The sequence below is a fragment of the Phytohalomonas tamaricis genome (genome assembly GCF_003012345.1).
Taxonomy (GTDB): Bacteria; Pseudomonadota; Gammaproteobacteria; order Pseudomonadales; family Halomonadaceae; genus Phytohalomonas; species Phytohalomonas tamaricis.
Window position 1 is genome coordinate 74427 of record NZ_PVRV01000020.1, and the last position, 19360, is coordinate 93786.

Sequence of the window (19360 nt, forward strand, 5' to 3'; positions counted from 1 at the left end):
CTCCTCGGTCAAGACTCAGGCAGCGGTCGGTAGGCCACTGTGAAAACGAAACTGAGTATCGTAGCTTTGAATCAACTCGCGCTCACACTCTGAAAAGAATGCGACACGCGACTCAATTGATGTTTCGGCGTACTGCTCGGCCAATTCCAAATAGTCTTCAAAATGTCGCCCTTCCGACTTCACTAGGCTTCGATAGAATTTCCCGAGATCTTCGTCCAAGTGTGGAATAAGCTTGGCAAAGCGCTCACAGGAGCGAGCTTCGATGAAGGCACCAACAATTAGAATATCGACCAGACGATCCGGATCATTAGCACGCACGTACCGCCGTAGCCCTTCAGCGTAACGTGATGCTGACAGATGTTCATAGGCTATATCGCGCTTTAGCATAATTTTGACTACCTGCTCGAAGTGAAGCAGCTCTTCACGTGCAAGTTGAGCCATTTTTGTCAACAGTTCGGGGCGATCGACGTAGCGATACATAAGATTCATGGCAGTAGATGCCGCTTTCTTTTCACACTGCGCATGATCAATGAGTAATATCCGCTCGTTCTGTAGCGCTGCTTCAATCCATTGCTGTGGCGTCTCACAGGGTAAAAAAGCCTGTAACTGGCTAGGCATTAAATCACTCATGACTCCTCCTTTTTCAATTCCTTGTCAGCGATAACCGTTCGCCCAACAAGGTGACATTAACCCATGTTATAAAAAATTGTTTCTGCAATGAAATTATGAGTGTTTAAAGTCCCGTTCCAAGCGACCAAAGTTCAATCTCATGCATTAGCAGCCCTCTTAACATTGTCAACACTTTGCCGTAAACTCCGCTTCGCTCGAAGCGCGCTAATGTAGCGGCTGACTAGCCGCACACTATCGCTGCGATTCGATACTAAAAACTGATGAGGGTCTATCAACGTGCTCGAAGCTTACCGTCAAAACGTTGAGGAACGTGCTGCCGAAGGTATCCCGCCCAAACCGCTTAATGCTGAAATGACAGCGGAGCTGGTCGAACTTCTTAAGAATCCGCCCACCGGTGAAGAAGAATTTTTGCTCGAACTGATCACCGAGCGCATTCCTCCTGGTGTCGATGAGGCGGCTTACGTCAAAGCCGGTTTTCTGGCGGCCATCGCCAAAGGCGAGGCCAGCTCACCGCTGATTGATAAAATCCATGCGGTTAAACTGCTGGGTACCATGCAGGGTGGCTACAATATTGCCACACTCGTTTCCTTGCTTGACGATAATGAGCTTGCTGCCGTAACTGCCGAACAACTCAAGCATACGCTTTTGATGTTCGACGCTTTCCATGATGTCGCCGATCGCGCCAAGGCCGGCAACACGCATGCCCAAGCCGTTGTTCAATCCTGGGCCGAAGCAGAATGGTACCTGTCACGCCCCGCTGTGCCAGAAAAGATCACGTTAACAGTATTCAAGGTCCCGGGGGAAACCAACACCGATGACCTCTCCCCTGCGCCTGATGCTTGGTCACGTCCCGATATTCCTTTGCATGCCAATGCCATGCTCAAGAATGCACGCGAAGGAATAGAGCCGGTCAATCCCGGCACTACAGGTCCGCTTGCACAGATCGAAGCCGTCAAGGCCAAGGGCTATCCTGTCGCTTATGTGGGTGACGTAGTCGGCACGGGATCTTCGCGCAAGTCCGCGACAAACTCGGTATTGTGGTTCTTCGGCGACAATATCCCTCATGTCCCTAACAAGCGTGCCGGTGGCTTCTGCTTCGGTGGCAAGATAGCACCCATCTTCTTTAATACGATGGAAGATGCCGGTGCTCTGCCTATCGAGATGGACGTTTCCCAGCTTGAAATGGGCGATGTGATTGATGTCTATCCTTATGAAGGCAAGGTATGCCGTCATAATACGGACGAAGTGTTGACAACCTTCCAGCTCAAGACTGGCGTTCTACTCGATGAAGTCCGCGCGGGTGGTCGTATTCCCCTTATCATCGGACGCGGCCTGACGCAGAAAGCCCGTGACTTCCTGGGCCTTGGCGCTTTCGATGTTTTCCGCACCCCCGAGCAGCCTCAGGATACCGGTAAAGGCTTCACGCTTGCGCAGAAAATGGTCGGCAAGGCTTGTGGCATAGAAGGCGTTCGTCCCGGCATGTATTGTGAACCACGAATGACAACCGTTGGCTCGCAGGATACTACCGGTCCGATGACCCGCGATGAATTGAAGGATCTGGCCTGCCTAGGCTTCCAAGCCGATCTAGTGATGCAGTCCTTCTGCCATACGGCGGCCTATCCCAAGCCGGTCGATGTCGAGATGCAGCATACCCTGCCTGACTTCATCATGAACCGCGGCGGCGTTTCACTGCGCCCTGGTGATGGCATCATCCACTCCTGGCTGAACCGTATGCTGTTGCCTGATACTGTCGGTACGGGTGGTGACTCTCATACACGCTTCCCGATGGGTATCTCTTTCCCTGCAGGTTCTGGCCTGGTCGCTTTTGCTGCGGCAACGGGTGTCATGCCGCTGGACATGCCGGAATCGATACTGGTGCGCTTCAAGGGCCAACGCCAGCCCGGCATCACGCTGCGCGACCTCGTCCATGCCATCCCGCTGTACGCGATCAAGCAGGGCCTTCTGACGGTTGAAAAGTCAGGCAAGAAAAATGCCTTCTCCGGCCGCATCCTTGAAATCGAAGGACTCGAAGATCTCACCGTGGAGCAGGCCTTCGAACTCTCTGATGCCTCTGCCGAGCGTAGCGCTGCAGGCTGTACCATCACACTTTCCGACGAAAGCGTGACGGAATATCTAAAGTCCAACATCACTCTGCTCAAGTGGATGATCAGCAATGGCTATGGCGATGCACGTACGCTTGACCGCCGTATCGCTTCGATGCAGGAATGGCTCGACAACCCGAGCCTGATGCGCGCCGATAAAGATGCCGAGTATGCTGAAATCATCGAAATCGACCTAAGCGAGATCGATCAACCAGTGCTTTGTGCGCCGAACGACCCTGACGACGCGCGCTGGCTGTCCGATGTCGCCGGTGAAAAGATCGATGAAGTCTTCATCGGCTCGTGCATGACCAACATCGGTCACTTCCGCGCGGCGGGCAAGCTGCTTGAGAAACAGCCGGCCGGTTCGCTGAAAACTCGCCTGTGGCTCGCACCGCCGACCAAAATGGACCAGCATCAGCTGACCGAAGAAGGCTATTACGGTATCTACGGTCGTGCTGGTGCACGCATGGAAATGCCGGGCTGCTCGCTATGCATGGGTAACCAGGCACGTGTAGCCCCCAAATCGACAGTTGTCTCGACCTCTACCCGCAACTTCCCCAACCGCCTAGGTGATGGTGCCAATGTCTATCTGGCATCAGCTGAGCTTGCCGCGATTGCCGCTGTAGAAGGCCGCCTCCCCACCGTCGAGGAGTACAAGGGCTATATGGGTCAGTTCAATGCCATGGCAGGTGAAATTTACCGCTACATGAACTTCCATGAGATCGAGCAGTATAAAAAAATAGCGTCAACTGTTATCCCTCTAGCCCAAGAAGCCTGATCTTTTCAAGGCATACTAGGCATCAGGGTAGAAATGAAGCGCCTCGCTCCTACTGAGCGAGGCGCTTTTTATTTATATGGCTCAAACATTCTTGAGTCATGTGATTAAACTTTTGCACCCTCCTCAAGACAAACTATCATTTTAGTAGCGCAAACCGGCGAGCTTGAAGCAGCACCCTACTGGCATCGCTGCCGAGAAGTCCTAACTATATAGAACTATAAAAATAAACCGACGTTTCATCTCCGTTTACGAGACGAAACTCTTTTTATTTTGACTAAGTGGCATATGAGTGCTAAAAATTAGTTTGAAAACACCGTTCTTAATTATGAACGATCGGTTTATGGCAGGAAGCCAAAGCCTGCTAGCCTTTTTGCAAGGAGATCATCATGAAACGTATTTCTTATTTCACCGCCCCTCTTATTTGTTCATCCATGCTGGTTGTAGGCACAGGCGTTGCTAACGCTGCCGATACAACTACCCAAGGTCTCTATTCTGGTGTCGGCGCAGGTAACACTATTGTTCATGACGCCGACATCGGTGGCTTCGGCGACAACAACAGCGACACGCGTGTAACCGATAACAACGATACTGCGCAAAGCGCTTTCGTCGGTTACAAGTTCAATAACTGGTTCTCTACTGAAGCCAACTTCACTGATTTTGGCGACATTGAATTCGGTGGCGATGCTAACAGTGGCGAATATAGCACCAAGGCTTATAGCCTGAGCGCAATCGGTGAGATTCCTGTTTATGCCGGCTTGATTGGCTACGCTCGTGTTGGTGCTGCTTATTGGAAAGCTAACGGCAATGGCAACTTCTCTGACGGTACCAGTGTTTCCAATGAATACGGTACAGACCCGGTTTATGGCTTGGGTGTGAAGTACCAGTTCAAGCAACTGCCTGTCTTCGCCCGTGCTGAATACACGCGTTACGACATGGACAGCGACTACCGTCTTGATGTCACTTCTGCATCAGTTGGTGTTCAGTTCTGATCATGCTTTAAAAGCCTGCTGCTGGCTTTTATGCAATAAAGGGAGCAAGGCTTAATGCCTTGCTCCCTTTTCTTTGAGTAACATCGCATCTTGCCTAAAATCCTGTCACTGGCAAAAGTCAGCTTTCGACAATGGTGAGCTAACTAGCCGTATTGTCACGCTATAGAATTAGGCAGCCTCATGAAACATATCTTCGACCATTTGCGTGCATTAGCATCTCAAAATAGCAAACGAGCACAGCCTTTGCCCGTTATTGTCTGCGGCTTGGGTGCTGACCATTATCGCGTCCAATCATTACTCACTCACGCCAAGGATTATGAATCAATCGCGCTTATTGATGATTTCCCATGGAATCACGGCACCTTTGTCGAAGGTACCCGCGTTTATTACCCCAGTGAAGTGCCTTCATTAGTTGAACGACATAACGTAACGGCACTGATCTATGCCCGAGAAGATGATTTGAAACTATTCGATAGCCAGACCATGACGGCACTTAATAGCTTTCGTGTTCCTTTCATAAAACTTGAACCAGATAGCATCAAGGACATCGATAGTGTCCTAAGTACCAAACTCGCCAACCGCTAAGCGTATCGCGAGGTAGCTCACTGCTCAGCATGACTGCGCGATGGATAAGTCATAGGACGTACCCCACTGTTTTTATCCATACTATCGCGCTGGTTATCCTGCTGGATCGTGGGCGGTGGCGGTGGCGGTGCAGGTGCATTGGTCATTTCATGCTGTTGAGGCTCATGCGCACAGCCGGTAGAAATACTTGCTACGACTAGAAAAGACAGGATTAACCATTCTCTTTTTTGCATAAAAATACTCCTCACTCAGCAGCTACGATAGATCATCTCAGCAGGACGTAGGACCGCTTGGCTTAGGTATACATGCCTCTTGCGTATCTCGAGTGCCTTCACTATTGACTACCGGAGGTTCAAGCCTGACAGCAGGCTCATTGCCACTCCCCTGACCAGCCCCAGCGCATCCACTAACTACTAGCGTAAACAGCACACCCAGCCCTATCTTGCAGACACTCATAACGTTCCCTTTTGATGATTTAAATTTCAGTATAACCATCTCTTTACTGCCACACGGTGGTGACATGAGCAGCGTTGCCCTTATGAGCGAGAAGTAAATAAAGTGAAGGCACGCCATGCGTGCCTTCCTTTCCAGACTTCTCGCAGGACAAATAATTACTGCGTAGAAGAGGAGCCCGCCGATTGGCCACTAGGGCCAGACATTGAACTACCGGACTGCATGCCACTTTCTGAGGTTCTTCCGGTATTGATAGAGGATGAACCTGCTGATTGACCGCTAGAACCGGACATTGAACTACCGGATTGCATGCTACTTCCTGAGGTGCTTCCCGTATTGGTAGTAGAAGGCGAACCCGCTGATTGACCGCTAGGGCCGGACATTGAACTACTGGACTGCATACCACTTTCCGGAGTTCTTCCGGTGTTGGTGGAAGACGTTTCACTTGAGGCACTGCCAGAAGAAGGCGAACCGCCACCTGATTGGTCCTGACTAGCACAGCCAGCCGTGATCCCACCAATCGCTAACACTGCAAGACACAACATTCCCTTTTTCATGCCATTCTCCCTGTTCTAAATTTCAAAATACGTGTCAATCAGTCGCGTCCAATCTCAACGACCGCCTCCTCAGCGTAGGCTATTTTTACAACACTAGCCTTTATCAATCTGCTACGAGTAGTCACTGCTGCTAGGAGCGTTTCAAACCACGCATGTGAGCTGGAATTGTTACCCGCTCCAGCACTTCAAAAGCCAGCTCAGTAATAATCGCCAGCATTGCGGCCGGAACAGCGCCGTACAACACAAGTTCATAGTTATTCAGGCTCAGTCCGGTAACAATCGGGTCACCCAGACCGCCAGCGCCAATAAATGCCGCCAAGGTTGCCGTGCCAATATTGATGATCGCAGCCGTCTTAATCCCGGTCAGCATGTTGGGCGCCGCCAGCGGTATCAGAACATGACGAAGCTGCTCACGTTTGGTCAGGCCCATGCCTTTAGCTACACGAGTCAGCAGAGGATCAACGGTCAAAAGCGCTGTAATCGCCGCACGCACAATGGGCAATAAGGAATAGAGGAACAGGGCAACGATTGCCGGAAATACCCCAATGCCAAATAGTGGAATCATCAATGCCAACAGCGCTATTGAAGGTATCGTTTGCAGCAGGCCCGCCACGTAAAGCACTACACGTGAGATACGTGGCATACGATAGACCAGCAGCGACAGTGGCAGACCAACCACACAGGCCAGGGCCAGCGCCGACAGCGTCAACTCCAAATGACGAATCAGATCTTCGCCCAATTCATCCCATATCGAGCGGGCCTGGAAACTGCTATCTGCAGCGATAAGGTTCTCCTCAGTGAGGAACTCATGCGCCACGGAGGAGAAGCTTTTGCCTTCGGCAGACACCTCAGCATTCATGCTTTGCATACGGTTTTCATTAATAAGACCCGCCAACTGCGACAGACTATAGATTGCTGCCTGGGGCAAATCGGCGCGTATGAAAGGCACGGCTAAGTACTGAGGAAAATAGTTCTGATCATCTTCAAGCAAAATCAGATTAAAGCGCTGAAGGTCGCCGTCGGTAGAATAAGCATCGGTCAGATCTATACGCCCATCATTGATCGCCTGGTAAGCGATACCATGCTCCAATCCTGTCGGCTGCTGCGGTAGATTGTAGGCACGGCTAAGCCCTTTCCAGCCATCGTCACGCTCGATGAATTCATGCGACAGTCCCAGTCGCAACTCTGGATGTTCTGCCAAATCACCAATGGTGTGCATTCCCAGCTTTTCGGCTTGCTCGCCCTTCATCGTCAATGCATAGGTATTGTTGAATCCCAACGACGGCAAGATGCGTAGATCGCGCTGAGACGCTATAGAATTGAGAGCGTCAATCTCATTGTCATCGGTCTTGAAAATGGTTTGTGCAATCGTGCCGGTATACTCGGGATAAACATCAATTTCACCCCCAGCGAGCGCTTGATAAGACACCACGGTCTGTCCAAGCCCAAAGCGCCGGTCGACATTAAAACCATCGTTTTCAAGCTTCTGCGCAAAAATCTCACCAAGCAGGTGCCCTTCACGATCAGCCTTGCTGCCAATGGAAATCGTTTCGGCTGCCTGGGCGATACCTGCCGTGAGCATTAGGACCATCAACAGAGTTATGCGGATCATGAACGCGCCTCCATCAGTCGGGACACGTCAGCACTGGCGGGGGCATGCTGTATTTCGTCGGGCGAACCAGCCTGGAGCACGCGCCCTGGCCCCATCACCACCAGATGATCGGCCAGCTTGATTGCCTCCGCCATGTCATGCGTCACCAATACCACTGCCCGCTTTTCCTCCTGTTGCAAATACTCAAAGCGTTCATGCACTTCAACACGGGTAATCGGATCGACGGCCGAAAAAGCTTCATCCAGCAATAAGAGTGGCGGCTCAAGCATCATTGCCCGGCATAAGCCAACCCGTTGCGCCTGACCACCCGATATCTGATGCGGATAACGTTCCAGCAGAGCTAGATCGAGATCCATCAACGTGAAGAGCTTCTCGATGCGCGCCTGCCGTCGTGACTGATCCCATTTCTCAAGCGTGGCAAGCAATTGGACGTTATCGCGTACGCGTAGATGCGGCATCAGTCCGATCTGCTGTACGGCATAGCCGATGCGGCGCCGGACTGCAGGAAGATGATCGTAGTCCAGCGGCTTGCCAAAGACGGTCACTTCGCCTCGATCAGGGCACAGCAGACCATTGATCAGATTGAGCAGCGTCGACTTGCCACAGCCACTCGCGCCAACGATGGCAGTCACTGCATGATCGGGAAGTTCCAAGTTAATTCCTTCAAACAGACGCTGGCTATCAAAGCCTTTATATAGATCACGAAAGCCTACCGCAGGTGCGGTTCCATTCATGGCAGAATCCCTTGCACTAATAATGAAGTGTGTGACGATTATTGCTTTTACAATTTTTGTAAAACCAGTGTGCTGCAGCTATTAACAACATGACAAGTTATCGAATGCTGGCTGCAGTATAAACGGATGTCAGCCGTAGGCTCGTAGGCCATCGACAAATCCAGAAGAGAGACTGGAACACCAAAATTTATCTGGTTGCCGCAGATATCCATGGATCGAGCTTATGAAGAAGGTAAGGCGCGTACTGCGTCCAAAACGCGGGCATGAAAAAAATAGGCGGCGATGCGTAAGCTCCGCCACCTGTTTTTTGTCATTTCGTTAATATCTTTCGGACTGCTTTCAGCCGAAGATTAAATATAAAAATATAACGGTATAACCTTAGACGCCGAAGGGATAAGTATCAGGCATGCCCACGGGCATATCTCGGTCAAGCGGCGTTACTGCACGGGTCTGTTCGAACCATACGTAGGCATCAAACTGCTCCGGCAGTACTGCCTTGAAATAGTGGCTGTAATACTCGGTATCCGGCCGATAGATGACGCCAATCGCCCGTTCTAGCCGCGGCTCGGCGAGCACTTCGCGGACCTCCTGACGCTCCGAGCCGCACAGATCGGTCAGCGAGCAAGGAATGCCGGTCTGCAGGAAGACCTGCTCATAGGAATCAGCCCGCGACGGCACCACGTCCTTGATCCTCACCGGCTCGTCCCAGTTGTCAGCGGCGGCCACGGTACCGGAATCCGTGCCGAAGCCGATCAGCACCGCCTCGTCGCCAAAAGCGGTCTTGGCCAGCTCGCCAATATTGAACTGGCCCTGCCATCCCATTTCGGTGGCGGAGGCGTTGCCGATGTGCGAGTTGTGTGCCCAGACGATGACCTTGGCGTCGCGCCCCTTGGCGCGCATCAGCTGCTGCAGAGTGTCGAACATGTGGCGGTCGCGCAGGTTCCATGACTCAGTCGAGCCGCGATACATCAGGCGGTAGTACTGCTCAGCGGCCCGGACAATGCGCGCATTTTGGGCAGCATCGAAGTAGTCCTCACCACTATCATCACCATCATACTCAAGACGCTTTCCAATCAGTTGTTCTAGCTGGGCTATGACGGCGTCTTCACATGGATCACGATCGCCCATCATCACCGCATGGCCATAGTAGGCCGGATCGGACTGCCACGGGGTCAAACACTCGTAGCGCTTGCGTGCCTGTAGCGCTGCCTCGGGGTCGACCTGCTCAAGATAGTCTATGACCTGTCCCATCGAGCTACGCAGGCTATAGACATCGAGGCCGCGAAACTGGGTGCGCTGCTCGAACGGCAACTGCTCGTTATGGGTGCGCAGCCAATCAACGAAATCGTGCACTTCCTCGTTGCGCCACATCCAGGTTGGAAAGCGGGCAAATGCCTCTTCTTCACTAGTCATGGCCTGACGATGGCGCACGTAGCGGTCAATGCGGTTGGCATCCGGCCAGTCAGCTTCGACAGCAACAATATTGAAGCCGTGATGCTCGATGAGATAACGCGAGATAGCCGCTCGGGCGCGGTAAAACTCCGAGCTACCATGCGAGGCCTCGCCTAGCATCACGACGCGGGCGTCAGAGAAGCTCTCGAACATGGCACCGAAAGCCACTGGGTCATCCAATGAGGGCAACGGCACACAGACATGGCGAATCCGGTCCGCAGCCTCTTCTGCCGAGAATGAATGATGCATTAATCGTGTCGCATTCCTGCTGGTCATCATTGCCTCCTTCGCTACGCTTTCCTATGACCCTGCTTCGAAAAGCTCCCACTGAGTAGTTAAATGTTTATATGTCACTGTAGACATAACATGCCTACTCCTCCCCCTGTTCCTGTGCATGATTTGATTCTCGATTGCTAAACAAAACTCAAACGATCAGAGCGAAATACCCACCAACACCTGTTCCGCAACAGCTATCACCAATACTTGACTAAACCTGCCATCCAGCAACCGTTCTGCATGTTTAGCCGAACGTGCATAGGTTTTTATTTAACAGAGACTAATATCTTGCTGGCTTTATATAAAAAATTGATAAAACCAAACCCGCAGGTAAGCGCATGCCAACTCATTCCCGCTCAAAACGCATCGATTGGGTCGATGCAGCTAAAGGCACCTGCATTCTGCTTGTAGTGCTTTACCACACAACCTTCTTTATTTTTGGCGCAGGCGCTTTGACTGACACGTTAGGCTATAAAATCTGGGTAGTCGGCGTTACTGCATTAACGCCGTTAAGGATGCCTTTATTCTTTATGATTTCGGGCTTTTTGGCCTATTCATCGGTTTTTTCTCGCAGTTGGCAACAAACGTTTCGCCCACGCATAGCTACTATGCTGTGGCTATACCTACTCTGGATGGCAGCATACTGGGGATTTGGTAACCTCATCAGCGAATACGGCAATCCCGCTGTTATTCCAGACAGTGATCCTCTGCCCACGACCATTAGCGGTTTTATATGGAAAGCTTTCAGTGGTAGCAGTGGTCTCTGGTACCTTTATGCACTGGCCATCTACTTTGTGATCTGTAAAGCCTTACGAGAGATGGCCATACCCACACTCATCGCATTCGCCCTGGCTGAAGCATTTACAGGAATAATGAAGGATGTATGGCATGCGAGCAGTCTGATCGAGAATGGTGTTTTTTTTGCTTTTGGCTGTTTTGGACGCAATTTCATCATGCGTCATTTCAGCGAGTTCCACGCCAAGCGATTTTTCTTGCTGGCAATAGTTGCAGTAGTCCCGATGCCCATCGTTGCAAAATATGATCTGCTGACCGTCCCCGGGGTAAAACTATTGCTAGCGTTTGCCATAGTGTTTGCCGCCATCGACTTGTTTGCGCTGCTGACTACGTATCTCAATCTACGTCTGCTATGTGCTGTCGGACGCCAGACATTACCCATCTATGTCATGCACATGTTTTTTGTACTAACAAGTGCCTTGATTATCATTCCGCTTGAACTTGAAGGCGTTGCCGCTGAACTGCTGGCATTTATCGGGCCTCCCTTGCTCACCCTCATGAACGCCATCCTGTGTCTGGCCTTGCATGCACTGCTGAATCGTCGCTTAGGGAAAGCGCTGTTTACTTTCCCATCGCGTTCTTTTCTCTTTCGTACTGCCTATTAAGGATCAAACGAAACTGAACCTGTTGAAATGACTTGCTTCAATAGGACAAGCATCGGCTATTTCGCTGGCGAGCGGGGACGCTTGTCCTGAACATGTACTCCTAGAAAAGGTCTTGGCACGAAGCGTCATAACACGCATGCGCGTTATCGTTATGGCTGTTAATGTCTACACTGGAAACAGACATTGCAGTTTTTCATTGTTCATTTACCTACTCACTGGCCCTAAACCTAACATGGCCAAAGGGACTTAAGAGGATGCCATGCCAAGCGATAATCTTCGCCAGACTCAACAGGACATCATCAAAGCGCTGAACGTCCAGCCTCCTTTTGAAACTGACAACGCCGTCCATAATGAAATCAACAGACGCGTCGCGTTTATCGCCGACGCCATGCTTAACTCGAACACCAAGACCCTCGTTTTGGGGATAAGCGGTGGCGTGGATTCAACCACGGCGGGCATGTTGGCGCAGCGTGCGGTAGAACGCTTACGTTCTCAGGGTCACGAGGAAATGCGCTTTATTGCCGTACGTCTGCCACATAAAGTACAAAAAGATGAAGACGATGCTCAGCTGGCCATAGACACCATCAAGCCGGATGAAACCGAAACGGTCAATATTGGCGACGCCGTTGATGGCTTAGCTGCTGCAGTGCAGCCGTTGCAGAATCTATCGCCCGAAGCACGTGACTTTGCGCTTGGCAACGTCAAGGCGCGGATGCGCATGATCGCACAATATACTATCGCCAATGCGCGCAATGGCTTGGTGATCGGCACTGATCATGCCGCTGAAGCCGTGATGGGATTTTTCACTAAGTTTGGTGATGGCGCTTGTGACTTGGCCCCGCTGGGTGGGTTAGTCAAAGATCAAGTGCGTGCCCTCGCCAAAGCGATGGGCGCACCTGAAAAACTCCATCAGAAGGTACCAACCGCTGACCTTGAAGAGCTTAATCCTGGTCGACCTGATGAGGACGCCTACGGCGTTACTTACCAGGACATCGATCGATTCCTGCATGGGCAGGATGTCTCAGACGATGTCGCGGAAATTATCATTCAGAAATATTTCAGCACTCAGCATAAGCGTGACGTTCCGCCTACTCCATAAAGTTGGGCAAGCCGATAACGGCAAGGCAGCGAGCTATCGAAACGGGGGCAACAGCCCCCGTTTTGGGGTTAATAGACGCTATCAGATTGAGCTTTTTTCGCTGTTGGCGCTAATCAACGCTTCGGCTACTGAGCGCATTGATCCCTGCTGCTGGGCAGCCTGATGCCACGAAAGCGCCTTTTCGAGACAGTGTGGCGTTTGTCCACCACGCTGACAGGCTTCTTCGAAATAGGCATTAAGCGCCGTGCGATAGAAGGGATCGGCACAGTTATCGATAATGACTCTGGCGCGCTCACGCGGCGCCAAGCCGCGCAGATCGGCCAAACCATGCTCGGATACCAGCACATCGACATCGTGCTCGTTATGATCGACATGACTGACAAACGGCACGAAACTCGACAGGGCACCATCCTTAGCCGTCGACTTGGTGATGAACACTGATAATTGGCCGTTACGTGCGAAATCTCCTGAACCACCGATCCCATTCATCATCTGCGTGCCATTGACATGAGTGGAGTTGACGTTGCCATAAATATCGGCTTCCAGCGCCGTATTGATCGCAATAATCCCCAACCGCCTGACAATGCCGGGATGATTCGACAGCTCTTGAGGCCGCAGCACAATCCGGTCACGATAGTGATCGAGGTTGTTCCACACATGTTTGCCGCATTTCTCTGAAAGCGTAATGGAGCTTCCCGAGGCGAATACCATCTTGCCGCTGTCGAGCAGGTTGAAGGTACTGTCCTGCAGCACTTCGGAGTACATGGTCAGGTTCTCGAAGGGGCTATCGATCAAGCCGTTCATGACTGCGTTGGCCATCGTGCCGATGCCCGCCTGCAACGGCAGCAAGGAGGAGGATAGCCGCCCAGCCTTAACTTCTTTCTCGAAGAAACGGATCAAATGCCGAGCAATCTGCTGGGTATCTTCATTGGGCTGCTGAACGTTAGACGGACTATCCTGCCCTTCGGTCAACACAATGGCCGCAATCTTGTCAGGATTAATCGGGATATAGGGCGTCCCAATGCGGCTGTCAGATGCTGTGATGGGAATCGGTTCACGACGCGGTCGCATCTGCGGAATATAGATGTCATGCAGGCCTATCAGGGCCTCAGGTGTCGACAGGTTCAGCTCCACGATGACCTTGTCAGCCAAAATAGCAAAACTGGCTGAATTGCCTACCGAGGCGGTCGGCACAATACCACCGTCTTCAGTGATAGCGCTGGCCTCGATGATCGCAATATCGAGCTTGCCAAGCTGCTTGTTCCTGAGTAGTTCTACAGTTTCGGAAAGATGCTGATCAATGAACATCACCTCACCGCTGTTGATCGCCCGGCGCAGGGTAGTATCAACCTGAAACGGCATACGCCGAGCCAGCACATTGGCCTCGGTCAGCTGCTTATCAATATCATTACCCAATGAGGCGCCCGTCATCAGAGTAATCTTGAGCGGGTCATGCTTCGCCCGGCGAGCCAGCGCCATCGGGACTTCCTTGGCTTCTCCCGCGCGGGTAAAGCCACTCATACCAATAACCATGCCATCGTCAATCATTGCTGCAGCTTCGTCAGCCGACATCACACGATCCTGCCAGCCTGCCAGTTGGCAACGCTGCTCCGCCAGTGCTTTCATCCCCACCCCCGGTTGTTACGACCTCTGCCGTTATAAGAGTTGCCCAAGCAACGTTGGCAATGTCATTTCTGCCACCCTATAAAACTTTAGTTGTCTTGCCCAGTACAACAGGACGCGGCCAAAGCGCGTACGGCGTCTATACGACATCCCGCGTCCTAGCAGGTCAGACCCATAGCGATGCTATTTTCCCGAATGCTGCCTGCTGGCGAATTTTTGCCGTCCTCGGTATTAGCCGTACACGCGCAATTGGCCTTACAATAGCCACCAACGATGCCAAGCGTTCATGAACGCTTACTTATCCAGATTTTTTGTTGCCCTTTTCACGTAGCCAAAGGATAGCCCGGTCACATGCGTGCCAGTCAGTTGCTGATCTCGACCTTGAAGGAAACTCCCGCCGATGCAGAAATCATCAGCCATCAGCTGATGCTGCGAGCCGGCATGATCCGCAGACTCGCCTCGGGTTTGTATACGTGGCTACCGTTTGGACTCAGAACACTACGCAAGGTTGAACGTATCGTGCGCGAGGAGATGGACCGTGCCGGTGCTCAGGAAGTATTGATGCCGGCTGTCCAGCCTGGTGAGCTGTGGCAGGAATCCGGCCGCTGGGAGCAATACGGTCCGGAGCTTTTGCGTGTGCACGATCGCCATAACCGTGAATTCTGCATAGGCCCGACCCATGAAGAAGTCATTACGGATCTGATCAGAAAAGAGATAAATTCGTATAAGCAATTACCCAGCAATTTCTATCAGATTCAGACCAAGTTTCGTGATGAGATCCGTCCACGCTTTGGCGTGATGCGTTCACGTGAATTCATCATGAAGGATGCTTACTCCTTCCATGTTGACCAGACATCACTGGCTGAAACCTATCAAGCAATGTATGACGCCTATAGCCGCATCTTTACTCGGCTAGGCCTCGATTTTCGTGCTGTCATGGCTGACAACGGCTCGATCGGCGGTGAGGGCTCGCATGAGTTCCACGTACTGGCCGCATCGGGAGAAGACGCCATCGTTTTCTCCACCGGTTCCGACTATGCCGCCAATATCGAGAAGGCAGAAGCCGTACCCCACGGTATGGATCGCGCTGCGCCTCAAGAAGCGATGCATCTGGTCGATACTCCTGATGCCAAGACGATTGCCGCACTGGTCGACCAGCACGGCTTGGCGATCGAGAAAACGATCAAGACATTGATCGTAGAAGGTGCCGAAGGCGGCCTGGTAGCGTTGCTGGTACGCGGCGATCATGAGCTCAATGAAATCAAGGCCGAGAATCTGCCGGAAGTAAAGGCACCACTGACCATGGCCAGCGATGAAGACGTACGTCAGGCCGTGGGTGCAGGCTTCGGATCGCTCGGTCCGGTGGGGCTCGATATGCCGATTATCGCCGACCGCAGCGTACTGTTGATGAGCGATTTCGGTGCGGGCGCTAACATCGATGGCAAGCATTACTTCGGCATCAATTGGGAACGCGACCTGCCTCTGGCCAAGGAAGCCGATTTACGTAACGTGATTGAAGGCGACCCATCGCCTGACGGACTCGGCACACTCTCCATCGCGCGCGGCATCGAGGTAGGACATATTTTCCAGCTCGGCACCAAATATTCCAATGCAATGAATGCAACAGTATTGGATGAAAACGGCAAGGCCGTACCGTTGATGATGGGCTGCTACGGCATCGGCGTGACGCGTGTAGTCGCAGCAGCGATCGAGCAGAACCACGACGAGCGCGGCATCATCTGGCCAGAGGCACTTGCCCCCTATTCAGTTGCGCTAGTGCCGATGAACGCTCACAAATCGGAGCTCGTCCGCGAAACGGCGGAGCATCTCTATAGCCAGCTGCAGGCTGCCGGTATCGATGTCTTACTTGATGATCGTGATATTCGGCCTGGGGTCAAATTTGCCGATTTGGAATTGATGGGAATTCCTCATCGCATTGTCATCGGCGAGCGTGGCTTGAACAATGGCGAACTGGAATACAAGGGACGGAAAGATGATGAGGCGACACTTGTGCCTCAAGCCACAATTATCGATTTCCTGGCTGAGAGGATGGGCCGCTAGGCTCACCCTCGCTGCATCAGTGTGGGGGCTTAACGGCCCCACACTCGCCGCAGCTACCATTTCTGAAGCTGACCTACCCCACGCTCTTCTGACCACACTCGAAGCTGTAATGAGCGATACGCACGGCTTCGAGGATCATTACGATGCCGAAGTTTGGCTGCTCGATATGCGTCATCGCCTAACGCCATATGTCACCCATGATAATCAGCGATTTGAGCTCCTGAGCCTTGTCCAGCGCGAGTCCCGCCGCGCAGGCCTGAATCCCGAGTTAGTGCTTGCCCTTATTCAGATCGAAAGTCGTTTTGCTGCAGATGCGGTGTCAAGTGCTGGCGCACAAGGATTAATGCAGGTGATGCCGTTTTGGAAGAAAGAGATTGGCCGCCCCGCAGATGATCTTTTTGATCCGGCAACCAATCTAGAGTACGGCTGTACCATTCTGGCCTTCTATCTCAAACAAGAGCGCGGTGACATGACCAAAGCCTTGGCGCGCTACAACGGTAGCCGTCACCAGACTTGGTATCCGGAAAGAGTGCTGGAGGCCTGGACACACCACTGGTGGGTGAGCCAATAGGCTCTCGCCAGCAATCACATCAGTGGCGATAACCTTCGACATCCCGATGTGAGATGCTGGGCTCCAATGGATGACCTACCGCCAGTTCATCACGCGTAGCCTCCCGGATGGCGAGGATTTCAACCTCATACACTAGCGTTTTTCCTGCCAACGGATGATTGGCATCGACCGTGACTTGCGCCTCGTTGATATCGACTACCGTCACGACACGCTCATTACCTGGCATACCAGCCTGGAAGCGCATGCCGTGCTCAAGATGTGTGGCGTTATCGAAAGCATTGCGCGCCACTTTTTGTACGAGAGCTTCATTACGAGCGCCATAAGCGCGCTCAGGCGTTAACGTAATGCAAAGGGTTTCACCTACCCCATGCTTGTCTAAGGCCATTTCCAGTCCGGCCACAATATTGTTATGACCGTGGAGGTAATGAAGAGGCATATTGCGTGCTCGTGTATTATCCAGGAGCTGCCCGCCTTCATCGCTCAAGAGGTAATGAAGACTTACGACACGGTGCATATTGATCGACATGCTTGACCTTTATTATTCCACGCTGCGTACTTGCTTGACTGAAAACGCCATGTGCTGCTGGCGCTGTAGAATACTCAACAATACGATAACGCGCTCCTCACCTTTACGATTGATAAAGACCCCCTCGAGATCCTTAAAGGGCCCGTCGGTAATCTCAACCTTGGCACCGGGGCGGAAGTAAGCGTTGGCATTGTCGTGATTCTCGCTTTCGCTTGCCTGAGTCATCAACGTTTCTATCAATCCATCCGGAACAGCAGCCGGCTCCCTGCCAAAGGAAACAAGTTTTAAAACGCCTCGCGTCGAACGGATGGGCCGCCAATTGCTCGCCTGTCTGTCGAGTCGAATAAAAAGATAATACGGAAACAGCGGCTCACGCTGCGTTTCAACCTTGCCACGTCGCTTGCGTTCAACCTCAAGTACGGGGTGAAAAATATGATAATTCTGACGCATCAAATGCTCAGCGGCTCGAAAGGACTCGCCTCCCTTGCACTGTATGGCATACCAGCGCAACTGTTCATCGGCATTTTCGCTCATCTGGGATATCCTGCCTGGCTAGCCTCTGCGGCATTCCTTTGCGAGAATCGACCCTTTAAACCCGGTTCATTTTACGACTCTGCTCAAATAAGGCAATTCATTGATTTCACTGAGAGAAATAAGAGAAGTATCTACTCGGCATGGTATCACATTCCTGATGGGGTTTGCTTCCGGACTACCACTTTTACTGACCGGCAGCCTACTTCAAGCATGGATGACTGATGCTAATGTACCACTCGATGCTATAGGTTTTCTCGCACTTCTCAGTCTGCCTTATAGTCTCAAGTTTCTTTGGGCGCCGCTACTGGATAGCTGGTCACCCCCTTGGCTCGGTCGCCGCCGCGGCTGGCTGATCACCGTTCAGTTGCTGCTGACAGCGGCAATCATGAGCATCGCTCTTTTTAGCCCAAGCACCCAACCGCTGTTGATAGGCTTGATCGCATTACTGATCAGCCTGTTCAGTGCCACGCAGGATATTGTCATCGATGCCTATCGTCGTGAACATCTTCCTGAGCGGGAACTGGGATTAGGCTCCGGTTTCTATGTCTACGGCTATCGTGTCGGCATGCTGCTGGCTTCTGGCGGCGGCATGGTACTTGCTGATTTCATCGGCTTTCAGGCGACCTATCTGACCATGGGCGCCATTCTTGGCACTTGCATGCTGGTGACTTTACTGGCCCCTGAGCCCGATAAGGTATCTGCCTCCCTGCCGACCAACCAGGGCGGGTCGAAGCATCAGATACGGAGTACCTTCTGGGAGCCAATACGCAATTTTTTACAGCGCCCCAGCGCCTTGTGGCTTCTGTTATTCATCTTGCTTTACAAGCTTGGCGATTCAGTCGCCGGCAACCTGACGACGCCGTTCTACAAGGCGATTGGTTTTTCCAACAGTGAAATAGGCGCCACCGTCAAGATTTTTGGCCTCTGGCCAATGCTTGGCGGTATCTTTTTAGGCGGCTTCCTGATTGTTCGACTAGGTATCTACCGTTCACTGTGGTGGTTCGGACTACTACAAATGATCTCCACAGCCGGCTTCATCTGGCTACATCACGTGGGTGATTCACTATTCTGGCTGGCAAGCGTAGTGAGCTTTGAGAATATCTCAGCAGGTATGGGCACGGCGGCGTTTACAGCGTTCATGGCGGCATTGACCGACAAGCGATTTACTGCCGGCCAATATGCATTGCTGTCATCCATCATGAGTTTACCGCGCGTGGTCATTGCCGCTCCCGGCGGTATTCTTGCCAGTCATCTGGGCTGGGACGCCTTCTTCTGGATATGCACAATCGCTGCAATACCTGGGCTTTTGATGCTATGGCGCTTCAAGGAATGGCGCACAATGCTATCCCCTGAAGCGCGCTGACATCGCTTTTCAGAA

Annotated in this window: 16 protein-coding genes; 8 read left to right on the forward strand and 8 right to left on the reverse strand. The window is 52.2% G+C overall.

What is annotated here, in order from left to right:
• Nucleotides 1–15: 15 nt before the first annotated feature.
• Nucleotides 16–630 carry a tRNA-(ms[2]io[6]A)-hydroxylase gene (gene miaE / locus C3Z11_RS05890; protein WP_106477032.1) on the reverse strand — a complete coding sequence of 205 codons (615 nt, stop codon included), beginning with the start codon at nucleotides 628–630 and terminating at the stop codon, nucleotides 16–18.
• A gap of 276 nt (nucleotides 631–906) precedes the next feature.
• Between miaE and acnB the strand changes: the two genes are divergently transcribed.
• The 3 genes from acnB to C3Z11_RS05905 all read left to right on the forward strand — a co-directional run bounded on the left by acnB (nucleotide 907) and on the right by C3Z11_RS05905 (nucleotide 5084).
• Entirely contained in the window at nucleotides 907–3510 is a 2604-nt protein-coding gene (acnB, locus tag C3Z11_RS05895) for a bifunctional aconitate hydratase 2/2-methylisocitrate dehydratase (RefSeq protein ID WP_106477033.1), read from the forward strand.
• Nucleotides 3511–3896: 386 nt separating this feature from the next.
• On the forward strand, nucleotides 3897–4499 hold the full coding sequence (locus C3Z11_RS05900; RefSeq protein WP_106477034.1) for a porin family protein: 603 nt from the start codon (nucleotides 3897–3899) through the stop codon (nucleotides 4497–4499).
• Nucleotides 4500–4679: 180 nt separating this feature from the next.
• Complete coding sequence (locus C3Z11_RS05905; RefSeq protein WP_106477035.1) at nucleotides 4680–5084, forward strand: hypothetical protein; 405 nt, start codon at nucleotides 4680–4682, stop codon at nucleotides 5082–5084.
• A 17-nt stretch (nucleotides 5085–5101) separates the two neighbouring features.
• On the opposite strand, the gene C3Z11_RS05910 is transcribed toward C3Z11_RS05905, so the two are convergent.
• The 4 genes from C3Z11_RS05910 to C3Z11_RS05925 all read right to left on the reverse strand — a co-directional run bounded on the left by C3Z11_RS05910 (nucleotide 5102) and on the right by C3Z11_RS05925 (nucleotide 10168).
• Nucleotides 5102–5317 (reverse strand): hypothetical protein, encoded by a 216-nt coding sequence (locus tag C3Z11_RS05910; protein WP_106477036.1) that lies wholly within the window; start codon nucleotides 5315–5317, stop codon nucleotides 5102–5104.
• Nucleotides 5318–6224: 907 nt separating this feature from the next.
• On the reverse strand, nucleotides 6225–7706 hold the full coding sequence (locus C3Z11_RS05915) for a glycine betaine ABC transporter substrate-binding protein (RefSeq protein ID WP_106477037.1): 1482 nt from the start codon (nucleotides 7704–7706) through the stop codon (nucleotides 6225–6227).
• Nucleotides 7703–8440 (reverse strand): ATP-binding cassette domain-containing protein, encoded by a 738-nt coding sequence (locus tag C3Z11_RS05920; RefSeq protein WP_106477038.1) that lies wholly within the window; start codon nucleotides 8438–8440, stop codon nucleotides 7703–7705. The genes C3Z11_RS05915 and C3Z11_RS05920 overlap by 4 nt, the downstream gene beginning before the upstream one ends.
• A 378-nt stretch (nucleotides 8441–8818) precedes the next feature.
• Complete coding sequence (locus C3Z11_RS05925) at nucleotides 8819–10168, reverse strand: erythromycin esterase family protein (protein ID WP_262927267.1); 1350 nt, start codon at nucleotides 10166–10168, stop codon at nucleotides 8819–8821.
• Between the two features lie 338 nt (nucleotides 10169–10506).
• Between C3Z11_RS05925 and C3Z11_RS05930 the strand changes: the two genes are divergently transcribed.
• Together C3Z11_RS05930 and nadE are read left to right on the forward strand one after the other, a co-directional pair.
• Nucleotides 10507–11568, forward strand: a complete 1062-nt coding sequence (locus tag C3Z11_RS05930; protein ID WP_106477040.1) for an acyltransferase family protein — start codon at nucleotides 10507–10509, stop codon at nucleotides 11566–11568.
• A 259-nt stretch (nucleotides 11569–11827) separates the two neighbouring features.
• On the forward strand, nucleotides 11828–12667 hold the full coding sequence (gene nadE / locus C3Z11_RS05935; protein ID WP_106477041.1) for an ammonia-dependent NAD(+) synthetase: 840 nt from the start codon (nucleotides 11828–11830) through the stop codon (nucleotides 12665–12667).
• Between the two features lie 81 nt (nucleotides 12668–12748).
• Here nadE and C3Z11_RS05940 read toward each other — a convergent pair whose 3' ends face one another.
• Nucleotides 12749–14293: an acetyl-CoA hydrolase/transferase family protein gene (locus tag C3Z11_RS05940; protein ID WP_262927268.1), complete on the reverse strand. Its 1545-nt coding sequence runs from the start codon at nucleotides 14291–14293 to the stop codon at nucleotides 12749–12751.
• Between the two features lie 348 nt (nucleotides 14294–14641).
• On the opposite strand from C3Z11_RS05940, the gene C3Z11_RS05945 reads away from it, so the two are divergent.
• Nucleotides 14642–16351 carry a proline--tRNA ligase gene (locus tag C3Z11_RS05945; RefSeq protein WP_106477042.1) on the forward strand — a complete coding sequence of 570 codons (1710 nt, stop codon included), beginning with the start codon at nucleotides 14642–14644 and terminating at the stop codon, nucleotides 16349–16351.
• A gap of 109 nt (nucleotides 16352–16460) precedes the next feature.
• Nucleotides 16461–16922 carry a lytic transglycosylase domain-containing protein gene (locus tag C3Z11_RS05950; RefSeq protein WP_262927269.1) on the forward strand — a complete coding sequence of 154 codons (462 nt, stop codon included), beginning with the start codon at nucleotides 16461–16463 and terminating at the stop codon, nucleotides 16920–16922.
• 19 nt (nucleotides 16923–16941) lie between these two features.
• Here the strand turns inward: C3Z11_RS05950 and C3Z11_RS05955 are convergent, their stop codons facing one another.
• Both C3Z11_RS05955 and rfaH read right to left on the reverse strand, forming a co-directional pair.
• Nucleotides 16942–17448 carry an FKBP-type peptidyl-prolyl cis-trans isomerase gene (locus tag C3Z11_RS05955; protein ID WP_106477044.1) on the reverse strand — a complete coding sequence of 169 codons (507 nt, stop codon included), beginning with the start codon at nucleotides 17446–17448 and terminating at the stop codon, nucleotides 16942–16944.
• Between the two features lie 12 nt (nucleotides 17449–17460).
• Nucleotides 17461–17982, reverse strand: coding sequence for a transcription/translation regulatory transformer protein RfaH (rfaH, locus tag C3Z11_RS05960; protein ID WP_106477045.1), 522 nt, complete (start codon nucleotides 17980–17982; stop codon nucleotides 17461–17463).
• A gap of 100 nt (nucleotides 17983–18082) precedes the next feature.
• Between rfaH and C3Z11_RS05965 the strand changes: the two genes are divergently transcribed.
• Entirely contained in the window at nucleotides 18083–19345 is a 1263-nt protein-coding gene (locus C3Z11_RS05965; RefSeq protein WP_394810198.1) for an AmpG family muropeptide MFS transporter, read from the forward strand.
• Nucleotides 19346–19360 lie beyond the last annotated feature (15 nt).

What these genes read in the sequence shown, in the direction of transcription:
- C3Z11_RS05915 (WP_106477037.1), bottom strand. Translation starts at nt 7,706, where the DNA reads ATGATCCGCATAACTCTGTTGATGGTCCTAATGCTCACGGCAGGTATC.
- C3Z11_RS05940 (WP_262927268.1), bottom strand. Translation starts at nt 14,293, where the DNA reads ATGAAAGCACTGGCGGAGCAGCGTTGCCAACTGGCAGGCTGGCAGGAT.
- C3Z11_RS05910 (WP_106477036.1), bottom strand. Translation starts at nt 5,317, where the DNA reads ATGCAAAAAAGAGAATGGTTAATCCTGTCTTTTCTAGTCGTAGCAAGT.
- C3Z11_RS05945 (WP_106477042.1), top strand. Translation starts at nt 14,642, where the DNA reads ATGCGTGCCAGTCAGTTGCTGATCTCGACCTTGAAGGAAACTCCCGCC.
- C3Z11_RS05950 (WP_262927269.1), top strand. Translation starts at nt 16,461, where the DNA reads ATGAGCGATACGCACGGCTTCGAGGATCATTACGATGCCGAAGTTTGG.
- C3Z11_RS05900 (WP_106477034.1), top strand. Translation starts at nt 3,897, where the DNA reads ATGAAACGTATTTCTTATTTCACCGCCCCTCTTATTTGTTCATCCATG.
- C3Z11_RS05920 (WP_106477038.1), bottom strand. Translation starts at nt 8,440, where the DNA reads ATGAATGGAACCGCACCTGCGGTAGGCTTTCGTGATCTATATAAAGGC.
- C3Z11_RS05930 (WP_106477040.1), top strand. Translation starts at nt 10,507, where the DNA reads ATGCCAACTCATTCCCGCTCAAAACGCATCGATTGGGTCGATGCAGCT.
- C3Z11_RS05955 (WP_106477044.1), bottom strand. Translation starts at nt 17,448, where the DNA reads ATGTCGATCAATATGCACCGTGTCGTAAGTCTTCATTACCTCTTGAGC.
- rfaH (WP_106477045.1), bottom strand. Translation starts at nt 17,982, where the DNA reads ATGAGCGAAAATGCCGATGAACAGTTGCGCTGGTATGCCATACAGTGC.
- miaE (WP_106477032.1), bottom strand. Translation starts at nt 630, where the DNA reads ATGAGTGATTTAATGCCTAGCCAGTTACAGGCTTTTTTACCCTGTGAG.
- C3Z11_RS05905 (WP_106477035.1), top strand. Translation starts at nt 4,680, where the DNA reads ATGAAACATATCTTCGACCATTTGCGTGCATTAGCATCTCAAAATAGC.
- nadE (WP_106477041.1), top strand. Translation starts at nt 11,828, where the DNA reads ATGCCAAGCGATAATCTTCGCCAGACTCAACAGGACATCATCAAAGCG.
- C3Z11_RS05925 (WP_262927267.1), bottom strand. Translation starts at nt 10,168, where the DNA reads ATGACCAGCAGGAATGCGACACGATTAATGCATCATTCATTCTCGGCA.